The organism is Sphingobacteriaceae bacterium (genome assembly GCA_002319075.1).
Classification (GTDB): domain Bacteria; phylum Bacteroidota; class Bacteroidia; order B-17B0; family Aurantibacillaceae; genus Aurantibacillus.
On sequence record NVQB01000001.1, the window covers coordinates 2,987,757 to 3,003,424 of the forward strand.

11 protein-coding genes are annotated in these 15,668 nt (G+C 39.3%); 7 read left to right on the forward strand and 4 right to left on the reverse strand.

The genetic code is table 11. From position 1 onward, the window contains the following. Positions 1-3: 3 nt before the first annotated feature. The 3 genes from CNR22_12975 to CNR22_12985 form a co-directional block, all read right to left on the reverse strand. Complete coding sequence (locus CNR22_12975) at positions 4-2,853, reverse strand: hypothetical protein (protein PBQ32644.1); 2,850 nt, start codon at positions 2,851-2,853, stop codon at positions 4-6. Positions 2,854-2,937: 84 nt separating this feature from the next. Then, on the reverse strand, positions 2,938-5,850 hold the full coding sequence (locus CNR22_12980) for a hypothetical protein (GenBank protein PBQ32645.1): 2,913 nt from the start codon (positions 5,848-5,850) through the stop codon (positions 2,938-2,940). A 225-nt stretch (positions 5,851-6,075) separates the two neighbouring features. Next, positions 6,076-6,603, reverse strand: a complete 528-nt coding sequence (locus tag CNR22_12985; protein ID PBQ32646.1) for an RNA methyltransferase — start codon at positions 6,601-6,603, stop codon at positions 6,076-6,078. Between the two features lie 60 nt (positions 6,604-6,663). On the opposite strand from CNR22_12985, the gene CNR22_12990 reads away from it, so the two are divergent. The 7 genes from CNR22_12990 (at position 6,664) to CNR22_13020 (ending at position 14,353) form a co-directional block, all read left to right on the forward strand. Next, on the forward strand, positions 6,664-7,647 hold the full coding sequence (locus CNR22_12990) for an ABC transporter permease (protein ID PBQ32647.1): 984 nt from the start codon (positions 6,664-6,666) through the stop codon (positions 7,645-7,647). 1 nt (position 7,648) lies between these two features. Next, the gene (locus tag CNR22_12995; protein PBQ32648.1) at positions 7,649-8,956 is read left to right on the forward strand and encodes a Fe-S oxidoreductase; all 1,308 of its coding nucleotides are present in this window, start codon (positions 7,649-7,651) and stop codon (positions 8,954-8,956) included. A 37-nt stretch (positions 8,957-8,993) separates the two neighbouring features. Beyond that, on the forward strand, positions 8,994-9,407 hold the full coding sequence (locus tag CNR22_13000) for a GxxExxY protein (GenBank protein ID PBQ32649.1): 414 nt from the start codon (positions 8,994-8,996) through the stop codon (positions 9,405-9,407). 57 nt (positions 9,408-9,464) lie between these two features. After that, entirely contained in the window at positions 9,465-10,253 is a 789-nt protein-coding gene (locus tag CNR22_13005) for a CoB--CoM heterodisulfide reductase (protein ID PBQ32650.1), read from the forward strand. 3 nt (positions 10,254-10,256) lie between these two features. Continuing rightward, positions 10,257-11,279: a hypothetical protein gene (locus CNR22_13010; protein ID PBQ32651.1), complete on the forward strand. Its 1,023-nt coding sequence runs from the start codon at positions 10,257-10,259 to the stop codon at positions 11,277-11,279. Between the two features lie 51 nt (positions 11,280-11,330). Further along, positions 11,331-12,362 (forward strand): alpha/beta hydrolase, encoded by a 1,032-nt coding sequence (locus CNR22_13015; protein ID PBQ32652.1) that lies wholly within the window; start codon positions 11,331-11,333, stop codon positions 12,360-12,362. Between the two features lie 104 nt (positions 12,363-12,466). Beyond that, the gene (locus CNR22_13020) at positions 12,467-14,353 is read left to right on the forward strand and encodes a hypothetical protein (protein ID PBQ32653.1); all 1,887 of its coding nucleotides are present in this window, start codon (positions 12,467-12,469) and stop codon (positions 14,351-14,353) included. Between the two features lie 384 nt (positions 14,354-14,737). On the opposite strand, the gene queG is transcribed toward CNR22_13020, so the two are convergent. Continuing rightward, a complete protein-coding gene (gene queG, locus CNR22_13025; GenBank protein ID PBQ32654.1) occupies positions 14,738-15,664 on the reverse strand; it encodes a tRNA epoxyqueuosine(34) reductase QueG in 927 nt (308 codons plus the stop codon). Positions 15,665-15,668 lie beyond the last annotated feature (4 nt).

Consider the following 15,668-nt stretch of genomic DNA (forward strand, 5'->3'; position numbering starts at 1 on the left):
GCATTAATCCGTTTTAATTAATTTCAGATTTGACGAATAATGCCCGTCATTTATTTTTAGAAAATAAATTCCACTGTTATAATTGGAAAGGTCGAGTGTATTATGGCCTTCATTTATTTTACTTTGTAAAAGTATTTTTCCCAAACCATCTAGAAGTGTAATAGAGACGTCTTTTTTGCAGGCAATAGTTAGTTTTCCACTCGTAGGATTTGGATAAACTGAAATCAGACCATTCAGGCTTAACTCTTTTAAGCCAACAAAATTGCAGTCGGAAGTACTAACGGTTATGGCTTGTGTGCTACTGCAGGAGGCTAAAGAAGTTGTTCCCGTTAAAGTGTAAGTTGTATTAGTAGTCGGTGTAACCACAGTCATATAAGAAGTGCTTCCATTGTCCCAGTTATAGAAATATGCGCCAATAGCGATAAGTGTTGCAGACTGGCCTGGACACAACAATGTATTTCCAGCGATGCTAAGTTGCGGATAAGGCACTACACTGAGTGTTATTACCTCAGAGTTCGAGCAGTTTGTTATCAGAGAATTTCCTTCGAGGGTGTAATTTGTAATAACACTTGGACTAAAAGTTGTGTAAGGAGTAGTAGATCCATTGCTCCAGCTGTAAGTATCGGCGCCACTTGCTAACAGGGTTGTGGACTGCCCCTCACAAAAAAGAGTATTGCCCGAAATGGAGATTGCAGGAAGCGGATTAATTACAAAAGATCCCGATGATACTGCTGAACAAGGTCCAATAGAATTTGTGTAATAAAAAGTGTTCAGGCCAGGAGTCTGCAAGCCCGGATCGAATGTTCCACTCGAATAATCAATTGCATTTGACGTGCCATTTGTAAACGAACCACCGCCAGGTACTACACTGACAGTATATTGCGCAGCGTTAATGCACAATGGGGGTATCGCTGAAATCGTTGGAGTTGAAGGATTTGCAAAGGTAAGGGATATAGTTTTTGACTGAGGACAATTAATAATAGATGGAGTTATTACAACAGTGTAAACGATCGTGGTAACTGACCCAGATTGTACGTTCGGAAAAATAACCGTTGTACGTGTATTTGTGCTACTTAGAAAAGTGCTTGGTGACCAGGAGTATGAATATTGTGTTAGAGAAGGTATGCTTGTAAATGTAACGGATGCCATTTGACTGCCTGGGCATAAAGTGCCTGATGTTGGAGTAGTACTGAAGTTAAACGCAAAACCGTTGACAGTAAAGTATGTGGTATAAGTGCACGCTCCGTCGAAAGCACTTATAGTGTATTGTCCCCCGCCGGATAGACCACCAGCGGTGTAAATCTTTGAAGCCGTTGGATTTAAACTACTACTAAACGCCGCTGTTGTGCCGGTTGATGTTATGAAAAAGGAGTTTAGACCTTGCGGAGCGTCGCTGACCGGATTTAAAGAAAGGGTAATCATCGCGCTTGATGCTCCCTGGCATACTGTTGTATATTGAGAAACGGAAAGTGTACCGGGCGTAGAAGAAACAAGAATTGTTATAAGGGAATCACGACATCCCAGAGGACCATCAAAAGCAACTCCAAAAATATCGTTTGTTTGTGCTGGATTTACAATGTATTCCTTGTTTCCTCCACCCGCTGTAAAAGTAATTGCTGTATTTAAGTGATACCATTGATAATTTGTCGCTTGAGGGGCGCTTAAGTACGCTACCGTTCCGCAAAAAGGCTGAATTACGGTTGTGGGAGCAAGTATGCCAGAGTTGATTGTTACCACAGTGCTGGTAGCATTGCAGCCTAAAGCGACGACTGTATAATTTCCTGCAGCAACATTGCTAATAACCGAACTCGTGCTAATAACTGACCCTGTAGAATTACTCCAGCTATAGGAAGAAGCATTTGAGAACACTGTAGCAGATCCTGCACTTCCATTTATACAAGTAGGTTTTGTTCGGACATAATCTATAACGGTTGGCGTGTTACTAAAAGTGTAAACAATTGTTTGAGGGCAGCCATAGTTTTGATCCAGATAGAGTGTATACGTTTGCCCGGAATAAACTGCCTGTGCGTAAATAATTTGCTGTTGACTTCCCCATGCATAATTATACGGTATTCCTCCTGTATTCCAACTGTAGGTGATGTGCCCCAGAGGCGCCACAATAGTAGCAAAGCCTAAGGAATTACCCTGACAATAGCTAATCGGCGGGGTTACATATGGAAAGTCAGCGTCAAAAAATAATGTACCGAAATGATCTCCAAATTGACAGTCACCACAGGATATTTCTATTGTAACAACTGTATTTATATATTGGCTTAAATCTACTGTGCGCAACTGCCAATTACTCCAATGAGCAGTGGCGCTTGAAGAAAAGCTCATGTTTGAAGTTTGATTACCAGGGCCGGGTGCCAGACTTTGAGTAACACAAGATACAATATTACCATACTGATCTGTAATGTTGAACTTAAAAAAGGACTCGGAACAAAAATAATGGTTTCCGCCTGTCCACACTCCGGCAAAAGCGAATTGGAAAGAAGAATTAGAGCTTGTTACAGAATATGTTCTCGATAATTTTGTTGTAACACTATTGGATATAGAATTATTAAGCCGTGCCACATTTGTGCCGCCTAACGGAGATTGCAAAATGTTCCCTATTTCAGGAAAAGCGGCAATTGGTGTCGAGACTATAGAGAATTCAGGACTTCCTGCTGTCCAAACGGTATTTCCGCTACATCCTACAAGAGTGCCATTAACCTGGCTGGTTATAGCCCAGCCATTCACTGCATTTGCAGTTGTATAAGTTCCAGCGGGAGTTGATTCAAAGTCAATGTTTGCGGTTTGTGAGTTTAAAACAGCACAGCAAAATAAAAGTAAAATGAGAGCAAACTGTTTCATTGGGTCTGGTTTACATTAAAAGTAGAGTAAAGCTTTAGCCAAAACAATTCCCTTGCTCATTCAAAAGCTCAATTCACTAAATTGTTAATCAGTCTTTATCAGTTTTAGTAATTTAGTTTCCTTTTCGTAGTAAACTTTTAAAAGGTAAACGCCGTTTGGATAATTGCTAAGATCAACAGCGAAATTTTTCCCTGGTGTTTTTTCTTCTCTGAGCAATCTTCCTAAGGCATCGTGTACACTGAAACGGATATTAGCAACTGATTCAAGAATTATTTTCCCATTTGTAGGATTTGGATAAACTGAAATCAGACCATTCAGGCTTAACTCTTTTAAGCCGACAAAATTGCAGTCGGAAGTACTAACGGTTATGGCTTGTGTGCTACTGCAGGAGGCTAACGAAGTTGTTCCCGTTAAAGTGTAAGTTGTATTAGTAGTCGGTGTAACCACAGTCATATAAGAAGTGCTTCCATTGTCCCAGTTATAGAAATATGCACCAATAGCGATAAGTGTTGCAGACTGGCCTGGACACAACAATGTATTTCCAGCGATGCTAAGTTGCGGATAAGGCACTACACTGAGTGTTACTACCTCAGAGTTCGAGCAGTTTGTTATCAGAGAATTTCCCTCGAGGGTGTAATTTGTAATAACACTTGGACTAAAAGTTGTATAGGGAGTAGTAGATTCATTGCTCCAGCTGTAAGTATCGGCGCCACTTGCTAGCAGGGTTGTGGACTGCCCTTTACAGAAAAGTGTATTACCCGAAATACTAAGAACAGGAAGAGCGTTAATGACGTAAGTCCCCGAAGATTTCGCGACACAGGTTCCTACAGAATTGGCGTAAGTAAAAGTATTAACGCCGATGGTCTGCAGCGATGGACTAAAAACACCACTTATAGATCCAATCCCAACAGAGGTGCCATTTGCAAAAGAACCACCGGCTGGATTTGCGCTTATGGTATAGTCACCTGCATTTGCACAAAGAGGAGGGATTGAAGAAATAGTAGGGGTTAATGGATTAGCCGAAGTTATCGAAATTGTTTTTGTTTGTGGGCAATTAATCACAGTTGGTGTAACCACTACTGTATAAATAATTGTGTTTACCACGCCTGGGCCCACAGTAGGGGATAGGATCGTATTTTGAGAAGAAGTTCCTGCCAGAAAGGTACTTGGGGTCCACGAATAGGAGTATTGACCTTGCGCCGGTGCTGCTGAGAAACCAATGCTTGTTATTATACTGCTACCATTACAAAGGGTAGCAGTTGAAGGACTAACGGTATAATTAAAAACATAAGGAGTTATCGAAAACGAGGTGCTGTATTTACAAACACCATCAAACGCTACAACACTATATGCGCCACCAGCCGATAAGTTAGAGGCAGTGAAAGTATTCAACGGAGTGGGATTGATTGAGGAACTGTAAGCGGTGGTAGTTCCGGTGGAACTCACAGAAAAGAAGTTCGTGATAGTCGATACAGTTGAAGCGGGCGTCATAGAAATGGTTACGATGCCGTTGGTAGAGCCAGGACAGGCAAGCAAACTACCGAGGGTAGAGAGGTTTCCACCTGGAATTGAAACCAATACATAGTTTAACGAATCTCTGCATCCGTTGTTAGTATATGCTACAGTAATGTTGCTCAAATTGACAGGAGAAGAAAGAGTAAAGGAAGAAGAAGTTCCGCCCAGGCTTGCTGTAATTGGGGTCAGATTGGAAGTATACCATTGGTAGTTCGATCCATTGGAAGGCTGCAGGTATGCCTCATTACCGCAAAAATACTTTAGATAAGTAGAAAGACCAGGCGTGCCAGTGTTAACAGTGACAGCGGCTGTGGAAGTACCACAACTTAGACTAGTAGCACCAGCAGAAGTAACACTTATGGTATATGTACCTGATAATAAATTATTCGCAACTGCATTTGTTGCCACCACTGAATTACTTGCGTTAATCCAATTGTAAGTGTAACCCGAACTGCTTCCGGCGGGCACTACCGTTGCCGAGCCAATATTTCCGCCTATGCAGGTAGAGGAGGATCCTGTCGCTACAATGTTGACAGTGCCGTAAGAAACTGTGTAGGTCTGCGTATAAACGCAGCCGGACTCAGCTACTAAAAACAAAGAATATGTGGCGCCGGGTACAGGGCTATTGATAGCCAATGTGCGTGTGGTGGCGAGAGGGAAATTAATAGATGACGTATTGTTTACCCATGTGTAAGAAGAATAGCCGGGTGGACCTTCCGCCAGGGCTTGTGATGAACCTGCGCAAAAATAAATTTGATTAGAAGAGGGATCGACCGTGGATAAACCCTGACCGAGCAGAGGCGAAACTATACGGGAGTCAAAAAAAGCAGTGCCATAATGACCGGGCCACGTGCAGTCGCTGGCTGAAATTTCGATAGTAACATTTGTATTTATAAAGGCCGAAAGATCGATGAACTTTACTTGCCAGTTTGTCCAGTAAACGAAGCCATTAGCGGCAGTTGAAAAAGTTGATCCTGAACTCTGACAGCCGATGTCGGGGGACATTGTGTAAGAGAAACAGCTTTGCAGGTTTCCGTTTTGAAAAAGCTCTGCTTTAAAAAATGCCCCTTCACAACAGGTGTGGTTACCACCTTCAACGATTGCTGCATAAGCATATTGAAAAAGTAGATTAGATGATGTTACTGAGAAAGTGCGTGAAAGTTTTGTCGCGTATCCTGTTCCCGCGGTGTTATTTAATTGTACTATTTGTGTTCCGCCAAGTGGAGAATGTGCAAGACTTCCGATAACAGGAACAGAAGCAATAGGCGTTGCAAGCACAGCAAACTTAGGACTTCCAAGATTCCATGTAGTTGATCGTGGACAAGAAGACAGAGCCTGACTTGTTACAGACCATCCGCTTACGGAATTAGATGTAGAGTAGGTTCCTGCAGCAGTCGATTCAAAATCCATGTTGGCTACTTGCGCTTTCAAAAAAGTTGCAGTAACTAAAAAGATGGCGAGTGTGGTAAAGAATTTTTTCATTGGGTTAGGCTTTAGTTAAAAGTATAGCGAAATCTTAATCAAAACTATTCCTTTGCTCATCCAAAAGGCCTGCTCACTAATTACTTAATCTCCTTTTAGCAGTTTTAGAGTTTTTATTTCGTTCGCCTGGTCAACTTTTAAAAAGTAAATGCCACTTAGGTAATTACTTAAATCGAAAGTCAATTTATTAATTCGACTGTTCCCGAAAAAATATCCTGTTATAAGTCACACCTTCCCCCGCAATAACTCCCAAAGCACGATTCCTACACTCACTGAAATATTAAAAGAGTGTTTGCTTCCCGCCTGTGGAATTTCAATAACCCCCTCGCAGGCATCTATAACGGTTTGCTCCACACCGTAAACTTCGTTTCCAAATACCAGGGCGATTTTTTCGTTGGAATAAGAAAATTTATTTAAAGGAATGCTGTTTTTTGCCTGTTCTACGGCATATACTTTGTACGCTTTTTGTTTCAGGTAGTCGAGGGCTTCCGCTGTTGATTTAAAGTGTGACCATGCAACCGTTGATGTTGCACCCAAAGCCGTTTTTTCTATCTCTTTATTTGGGGGTGTGCCGGTAACGCCGCACAAAAGAATCTCTTCAATTAAGAAAGCATCTCCTGTTCTGAAAGCTGAACCCACATTGTTTAAACTTCTTACATTGTCAAGCACCACTACAACTGGCTGTTTTTCCGCATTTTTAAAGGCTTCCACGCTCAATCTGTTCAATTCTTCGTTTTTTAGTTTCTCCGTCATAAAGGCATTTTAACTGAATAAAATTACTTATATTTATGCGTTAAAACGTAATACTTTTTTGTGAAATTATCTAAGGAATTCAAAATAGGTATAGTGGTGGTTCTTGCCATTGGTGCTTTTATCTGGGGAGTTAGTTTTTTAAAGGGCGCTAATATATTTTCAGATCAGTATTTTTTATACGCTGTTTACCCGGAAATCGACAATCTGATCCCTTCTAATCCTGTTCAGATTAATGGTTATAAAATCGGACAGGTAAAATCTATCAGCCTTATTGAAAGAGGTGGCAAAAATCAAATTCTCGTAAAGTTTGTCATTACAGAGGATGTGAACATTCCCAAAAACTCAATTGCCCGCGTAACGAGCACCGATCTTCTCAACAGTAAAGCCGTTGAAATTATTTTCGTTGGTAAAGAAAATGGTTTTGTGCAGAATGGTGATACACTCGTTGCTGAAAATGCAGAGGGTATGAAAGAATCGGTAGTGCGAAAACTTGAGCCTTTGCAACGTAAAGTAGAAAGCCTGATCAGTAGCATGGATACGGTAATGGATGTAGTGAACAAAGTTTTAAATTATAAAACGCGCGAAAATATCAGCCAGTCTTTTGAAAGTGTGCGTAAAGCGATTTTTAGTCTGGAACAAACCGCATATAAGCTTGATGATTTAATGGCGACTGAAAAACCTAAAATCTCTTCCCTGCTCACAAATCTTAACGGTATTACATCTAACCTCAATAAAAACGAAGTTAAGATTACAAATATCCTCACTAACTTCAGTAACCTTTCAGATACACTTGCTAAGTCTCAGTTAAAAAGTGCTGTCAGCAATGCAGATAACACTTTAAAAGAGCTTAATGCGTTGTTATCGAAGATTAACCAGGGACAAGGAACTTTGGGTAAACTTGCTAAGAACGATTCTCTTTACAACAACCTGAATAACTCGGCAGCCGATCTTGACAAGCTTTTACAGGATCTAAAAGCGAATCCGAAGAGATACGTACATTTCTCTTTATTCGGCGGAAAAAACAAACAATCTAAAACAAAATAATATGATCGCTTCTATTATTTTTTGCATTCTATTTATTGGCTCTGGCGCTTTTTTTTACATCAACGCGAAAAAAATCCGGAGAAATATTTTTATTGGAAAAGATTTTCCTATCACCGACAACAAAGGCGAGCGCTTAAAAACAATGGTGCTGGTGGCGTTGGGACAGAGTAAAATGGTGACGCGTCCCATAAGTGCGATCCTTCATATTTTTGTTTATGTGGGATTTGTGCTTATCAATATCGAAGTTATGGAAATGTTTGTAGACGGTATTACCAACTCGCACCGTGCCTTCAGTTTTTTGGGTAGTTTTTATAATTTTTTGATCGGCTTTTTTGAAATTCTTGCGCTTCTTGTGTTTATTGGAGTGGTTGTTTTTTGGTTGAGAAGAAACGTGGTAAAAGTAAAACGGTTTTTGAATTCTGAATTAAACGGCTTTCCAAAGTTAGATGCCAATGTTATTTTAATAACGGAAATGGTTTTAATGACCGCCCTGATGTTGATGAATGCAGCCGATCAGAATTTACAGTTACGCGGTAACGAACACTATCATGCGGCCGGAAGTTTTCCGGTGAGTCATTTTTTTGCTCCTATGTTAAGCGGATTATCTGATGGCTCTTTAATCATGATTGAACGCACTACATGGTGGTTGCATATCATCGGTATCTTCGCGTTCTTAAATTACCTTCCTTATTCAAAACACCTTCACATTCTTTTAGCTTTTCCGAATACCTATTTTTCTAACCTAAAACCAAAAGGACAATTTAATACTTTAGACGCTGTAACGGATGTGGTAGCTCCAAACTTTGATCCTGCATACGTTGCCAAAACCGATCCTAATAATCCGGTGCGCTTTGGGGTGAAAGATGTTCAGGATCTCGGTTGGAAAAATTTAATGGATGCTTATTCCTGCACTGAGTGTGGAAGATGCACTTCTGCCTGTCCGCAAAATATGACCGGCAAAAAATTATCTCCTCGTAAGATCATGATGGATACACGAGATCGTATGGAAGAGGTTGGTCGTAACATGGATGCGAATAAAGGCGTGTTTGTTGATGATGGTAAATCTTTATTAGGCGATTACACAACAGCAGAAGAAGTGTGGGCTTGTAATACGTGTAATGCTTGTGTTCAGGAATGTCCTATAAACATTGATCCCCTGGCTATTATTTTAGAGATGCGTCGTTATCTGGTGATGGAACAAAGTCAAAGTCCTTCTGAATTAAATGGGATGTTTACTAACATTGAAAATAATGGCGCTCCGTGGCAGTTTTCTCCGGCAGATAGAGCGAATTGGACGAACGAGGCATAAAAACCACTAAGACACTTAGAACACGAGAAGCACTAAGATGATCATTACTCAGAAATATATTAATGAGATCTCATATGAAATTGTTGGGGGAGCGATTGAGGCGCATAAACATGTTGGACCTGGACTGTTAGAGTCGGTATATCATTCATGTTTGGCCGAAGAATTGGAAAGCAGCGGTTTGATAGTTGAATCGCAGGTAAAAGTTCCTGTGAGTTATAAAGGAAAAGATATTGGGGGTCTATTAAGGTTAGACATGTTGGTAAATAATTTGGTTGTGGTAGAGTTAAAAGCAGTGGATGTAATGATATCTCTTTACAAAGCCCAGCTGCTGTCGTATTTGAAATTGGCTGGAATGCCTAAAGGATTGCTTATTAATTTTCATTGTGAAAATATAACAAAACACTTAGTTCCTCTGGTCACGGAAGATTTTGCCTTATTACCAAAAGATTAAATATAACTTAGTGCTGCTCAGTGCCCTTAGTGCCTTAGTGGTTAAAATATAGAGAATATGAGTTTAATAAAAGTTTATACAATGGCAGAGATGATTGCCAAAGGCGAGACACCAGAAATTCTTTTTTGGGTAGGTTGTAGCGGAAGTTTCGATGACCGTGCTAAAAAAATAACCAAAGCCATTGTTAAGATTTTAAATCATGTAAATATTAAGTTTGCCATTCTCGGTTCTGAAGAGGGCTGTACCGGCGACCCGGCAAAGCGTGCAGGAAATGAATTTTTATTCCAGATGCAGGCAATGCAAAATATTTCTGTGTTAAACGGTTACGAGGTAAAAAAAATCGTAACGGGTTGTCCGCATTGTTTTAATACCATTAAAAATGAATACCCGGCTTTAGGTGGAAATTATGAAGTTATTCATCATACACAACTAGTGCAGGGACTTATAGACTCTGGTAAATTAACTGTACAGGGCGGAGAATACAAAGGCAAAAAAATTGTTTTCCACGATCCCTGTTATTTGGGAAGAGGAAATAACATTTACGAAGCACCACGCGAAGTAATTCAAAAGCTGGATGTGGAATTAATGGAAATGAAACGCAGCCGCGCTAAAGGTCTTTGCTGTGGTGCAGGCGGCGCACAAATGTTTAAAGAGGCTGAAAAAGGTACCAAAGAAGTAAACAACGAACGCGCCGAGGAAGCACTGGCATTAAATCCGGATGTTATCGCCGTAGGTTGTCCGTTTTGCAATACCATGATGACGGATGGTGTGAAACATTTCAATAAAGAAGATAAAACCAAAGTACTCGATGTGGCTGAGCTCATCGCAAATGCCAACGATCTTTAAGCTATGAACAAAATTATCTTTCTTTCCGCTTGTTTTCTTTTGTTTTTTATAGTGCCTTCCTGCAGTGAGCATTCGGAAGTGGAGCAGTCGAATAAAAAAGCAGACAGCCTCAGCATCAAATTAAATTCGCCGGAGCTAAAAGCAGTAAACGCTGAACTTATAAAAGATGCTTCAAATGCCGGACTTTACGACAAGCGCGCGAAAGTGTATTTGAATCTCAAACAATTTGTGGAAGCAGAAAATGATGCGAAGCGCGCTATTAAAATAGACAGTACTCAGGCCCCTTACTACATTACTTTGGTAGATATTTATTTTAGTGAGAACAATACACGAAAAGCGAAGGAGTTATTAGAGTCTACAGCAAAAAAATTTCCGGATAATATTGAAGCTTTATTAAAACTAGCTGAATTATATTTTTTAGTGCAGCGTTACCAGGATGGCATAACTTATGTAAACAACGCACTTAAGATAAATGAAAATCTTGCAAAAGCCTATTACATAAAAGGAAGTATTTACAGGGAGAGTGGCGATACAAGTCGTGCCATCTCAAACCTGGAGACAGCGGTGGAGCAAGACAATAAATACATAGATGCTTATTACGATTTGGGAGTTTTGTATGCAGCCCGCAGAAATCCTATTGCACTTGATTATTACAACAACGTTTTAAGCGTAGATCCTAATCATGCAGAAGCAACTTATGCAAAAGCTAAATTACTGCAGGATTTGGGCAAAATAGATGAAGCCCTGGCTCAATACGAATCTATTATTGCTAAAGATAAGAACTGCGAAAACTGCTACTATAACCGCGGCGCCATTTATCTTGAAATAAAAAAAGATGGTAAAAAGGCAGTGGAAGAATTTACAAAAGCAATTGAGATCAATCCTAATTACGTGGAAGCGTACTTTGCGAGAGGGTATGCGTATTCTAAATTAAAAGATAAAGAAAGTGCTAAAGCAGATTATAGAATGTGCCTTAAAATAAAACCCGGTTACGAACCGGCAGTAGAAGAACTGAATAGCTTTTAATTTATAAGCTCAGACGGAATACTAAATTTACAATTCAAAAAAACGGAAACTATGAAGTTAGAAAAGAAACAGGTATGTATCGCCTTGCAAGGTGGGGGAGCTCACGGAGCATTTACCTGGGGAGTATTGGACAGACTTCTTGAAGAAGATGCCATCGTTGCTGAAGCTATGTGTGGAACAAGTGCGGGAGCAGTAAACGCAGTAACCTGTGCTTACGGTTTACACATTGGGGGTCCTGCAAAAGCAAAGGAGCTCATGGAAAAACTCTGGCACAAAGTTGCACTGAGCGGAAGTTTTTTGTTTAAACCGAGCATGTTTGATCAATTGTATGGCGGCGGCGACATTCATAATAGTCCGGGCTTTATGATGTTTAACACTATCACGCAATTTCTTTCTCCCTATAATTTTAATCCTTTAAATTATAATCCTCTACGCGATGTATTAAATAGCCTGATCGATTTTGAGGAATTAAAATTATATAACAAGAAAAAATTATTTATCTGCGCCACAAACGTAAAAACCAATCGCGCAAAAATTTTTACGAATAAAGAAATTACCGTTGATTCTGTGCTTGCCTCGGCTTGTTTGCCTTTTTTATTCCAGGCTGTGGAAATCGACGGCGAATATTATTGGGACGGAGGTTATATGGGAAATCCACCGATATCGCCTTTGATTACCAATACAAATATTCGCGATATTGTTTTAATTAAAATTAATTCTATAAACATCAATTCTGTTCCAACAAGCGCGCGTGATATTGCTGATCGTGTGAATGAAATTTCCTTCAATAGTAGTTTGATAAACGAAATGAAATTGATTCACTACAGGAACGAATTAATACGAAATGGCATTTTAAAAACAGACAATAAAACTAACCGTGAGATTTTCGTTCACACTATTAGCGGGTATGAAGCATTGAGCCAAATGAGCCAGAGCAGCAAAATGAATATTTCGTGGGAATTTTTGTTGAGCCTCAAAGAAAAAGGCAGACAAATTGCAGAGAAGTGGATCCAGACCGACTATCAGAATGTGGGCTTAAAATCTACTTTTGACGTGGAAGAACATTTTTTCGATAAATTATAACATTAATTAAAGTTCCGCGACTTTATATCCTCAGATCTTTAAATTCAGATAGGTAAAATTTTAGTAGTTTTACCCTTTATCGCGAATTAAAACACCAGGCTTTAATGTTTCACAGTTTCAAAAAGGTAAGTATTGTCAGAGTGGTTAAAACACTCTGCCTCCTTTTTTTAATTCTTTTTTGTTTGGAACATGATGCCCAGGTTTTTTATTCTGTTAATCCAAAGTATTTAAGAAGTAAAACAGAACAAAATAATCTGCTTTCAGATTACAAATACACTTACCCGGATACTTCCATTACGGAGCAGAGCAATTATTTTCCCCGCAACTTTATGGGGAACATGGGACTCGCTTCTCCTGATTATATTTGGCGATACGGAACAGAAGATCTTGGCTTTCGCCTTGTTCAAAGTCCGCTAACTAGTGATAAGATAAGTGAAAGCGAGGTTAAGTATTTCAGAACTATGGGGCCCTATGCCAGTTTAAATGGTATTGCCGGCAGTAAAGAGTTCCAGATCTTCAGAATGTTGTTTACACATACCTACAAAGATAAAGTAAACGTTACGGTGGGTTTTAACCGCTACACTTCCAAAGGGTTTTATAACAGGCAGCAGACTTACACCAATAATTTTTACCTGAGTAGTAATTACACCAACAAAGAAAAAAGTTCTGGCTATTATTTTTATATCATGAACAATGGTAATAAAAATAATGAGAGCGGAGGTATTAAAGATGGTGTGTTAACTGACTCAAGCATGGTTTTTGACAAAGCGCTCTTTGCTAACAGGCTTACGGAGGCCAGTCGCGATAACCGCGAATTAAAAGTAATGGTGAATCCCTGGATAAGACTAAACAAGATTGACTCCACTTCAAAACTCAACCAGTATGTTCAGTTGAAATCGAAATTTTCAACGCAATCCTATCGCTATAAAGATGCCTACCCTATAAAAGATTCTTTTTACACCGCTATATTTCTAGATACATTAAAGACGCAGGATAGTTCGCACGTTATGAAAATCTCCAACGAACTTTCTTATTCTCTTTTAAGTACTGATAACAAATTTGGTTTTTCTGTGGGATATAAAAATGAAGTGAACAAGGTTTGGCAAAAAATTGACAGTGTTTTTATAAATCATTTTTTACAATCTGATCTTGTTTACCGCACCGCCTTAGTTCCGAAGGATTCTACAGACAAACGTGTGAGATTTTTTGACAGCCGTGTTAATTTTCAATTCGGATTTTTAGGTCCTGCAAAAGGAAATTTAAAACTCGAAGGGAATTCAGTTTTTACGTTTAATGATCTTAAAAAAAGGGCAGTGTTTTTTAATTTGCTTTTAGAAAACCGAAGTCCTGATTATATCTATAACAACTGGGTGAGCAATCATTTTTTGTGGTTCAACAATGGCTTCAAAGATCAGCAGCAGGTACAGGCTAAACTGGGTGTAAATTTAAACAGGTTTTTTCAGGCTTCTGTTTTTTTTCACAGTACGGCTAACTACTTATATTTTGACCAGGAAAATAAACCGCAACAATTTTCAGGACCCATTAATAACGTTGGGGTAAATTTGAATTTTACAAAAATATTTTTTAAACACCTGGGTATCGGTTTAAATCACATTTATCAAAATACCCCGGAGCCAAAAATAGTAAGAGTTCCGGCTAATGTTTCTACCATCAAGTTATTTTACAATGGCAGTCTCGCTAAAAATAACCTGCAATTGCAAATTGGAGCGCAACTACAAGTCTATGAGTCTTTTTATGCATTGGCATACATGCCATCTACTCAAACATTTTATTTACAAGACCAGTTTAAAACAAGTACCTATCCTTATTTAGATGTTTATCTGAATGCAAGAATTCGCCCTGTTAATTTTTTCTTAAAAGTGGAGAATGTTTTGCAGAGTCTTGCCGGACCGAACTACTCTTTTGTTCCCGGTTACTACCAAACAGATCTGGCTTTCAGATTTGGATTGACGTGGATGTTCTTCGATTAGTTTGTTCTCAAAATTTTTACCACTCAGAACACTCAGAACACTTAGATACACTAAGATTTATTTTTTCTCAGTGCCCCTTCGTGACCTAAGTGTCTTAGTGGTTATTGGAAAAATACCAATTGAAAAATTTGTTTGATTTATCGCTAAGGATTTTTACCACTGAGGCACTTAGAACACTTAGTTACACTAAGATTTATTTTTTCTCAGTGCCCCTTCGTGCCCTTAGTGTCTTAGTGTTTAGCGTATGAATTTTAAATACTAATTGAAAAGTTTCTTTGTTTGATTTAGCGCCAAGGAGTTTTACCACTGAGGCACTTAGAACACTTAGATACACTAAGGCTTATTTTTTCTCAGTGACCCTTCGTGCCCTTAGTGTCTTAGTGGTTATTTTGGCCGGATGAAATCAAGATTCCGTTTCAGTCCCTTATACTTCGTTCGCTTAACAGCTGAATTTTTGAAGACCAATTGAAATGTTTCTTCGGTCATATCACTCCATTCTACTTCTGAAAAATTTAGAAAAGAAGAATTAGTAAACAAGGGTTCTTTGTGCGGCATGCTGAAACTGTTCCACGGACAAACATCCTGGCAAACGTCGCAACCAAAAGCCCAGTTATCCATTTTTGTTTTAAACTCTTCGGGAATAGCTTCCTTTAATTCAATGGTGAGATAACTAATACATTTACTGCCATCAACCACGTAGGGCGCTACAATGGCTTCGGTGGGACAAGCATCAATGCATTTTGTGCAAGTGCCGCAATAGTCTTTAATCGGCCCATCGTACTCCAATTCGAGATCAACTATTAATTCGGCGATAAAAAAGAAAGAACCTTGTTGTTTGCTGATGAGGTTTGAATTTTTTCCAATCCAACCGAGTCCGCTTTTTTTGGCCCAGGCTTTATCAAGTACGGGAGCGCTATCTACAAAAGCGCGTCCACTTATTTCTCCGATTTTTTCTTTTAGAGTAGAAAGAAATTCATGCAGCTTATTTTTAATCACTTCATGGTAATCTTGTCCGTAAGCATACTTACTTATTTTAGGAGAATTAGTGGTTGGAGTCTGCGATGGATAATAATTATATAAAAGAGAAACAACAGACTTTGCACCTTCTACCAATAAACGTGGATCGAGGCGCTTGTCAAAATAATTTTCCATGTAGGCCATTTGTCCGTGTTTGGACTCTTTCAACCATTTTTCGAGTCGCGGGGCCTCTTCCTCTAAAAAATCCGCTTTTGAAATTCCACAAAAATCAAAACCGAGCCTTTTGGCTTCAGACTTAATGAGGGCAGTGCGACTATAGATAAGACTTTGCAAGCCC

Bases quoted from the DNA above. Each gene is read 5' to 3' on its own strand.
- CNR22_12985 (PBQ32646.1), bottom strand. From the start codon at position 6,603: ATGACGGAGAAACTAAAAAACGAAGAATTGAACAGATTGAGCGTGGAA.
- CNR22_13015 (PBQ32652.1), top strand. From the start codon at position 11,331: ATGAAGTTAGAAAAGAAACAGGTATGTATCGCCTTGCAAGGTGGGGGA.
- CNR22_12995 (PBQ32648.1), top strand. From the start codon at position 7,649: ATGATCGCTTCTATTATTTTTTGCATTCTATTTATTGGCTCTGGCGCT.
- CNR22_12975 (PBQ32644.1), bottom strand. From the start codon at position 2,853: ATGAAACAGTTTGCTCTCATTTTACTTTTATTTTGCTGTGCTGTTTTA.
- CNR22_13020 (PBQ32653.1), top strand. From the start codon at position 12,467: ATGTTTCACAGTTTCAAAAAGGTAAGTATTGTCAGAGTGGTTAAAACA.
- CNR22_12980 (PBQ32645.1), bottom strand. From the start codon at position 5,850: ATGAAAAAATTCTTTACCACACTCGCCATCTTTTTAGTTACTGCAACT.
- CNR22_13005 (PBQ32650.1), top strand. From the start codon at position 9,465: ATGAGTTTAATAAAAGTTTATACAATGGCAGAGATGATTGCCAAAGGC.
- CNR22_13010 (PBQ32651.1), top strand. From the start codon at position 10,257: ATGAACAAAATTATCTTTCTTTCCGCTTGTTTTCTTTTGTTTTTTATA.
- CNR22_13000 (PBQ32649.1), top strand. From the start codon at position 8,994: ATGATCATTACTCAGAAATATATTAATGAGATCTCATATGAAATTGTT.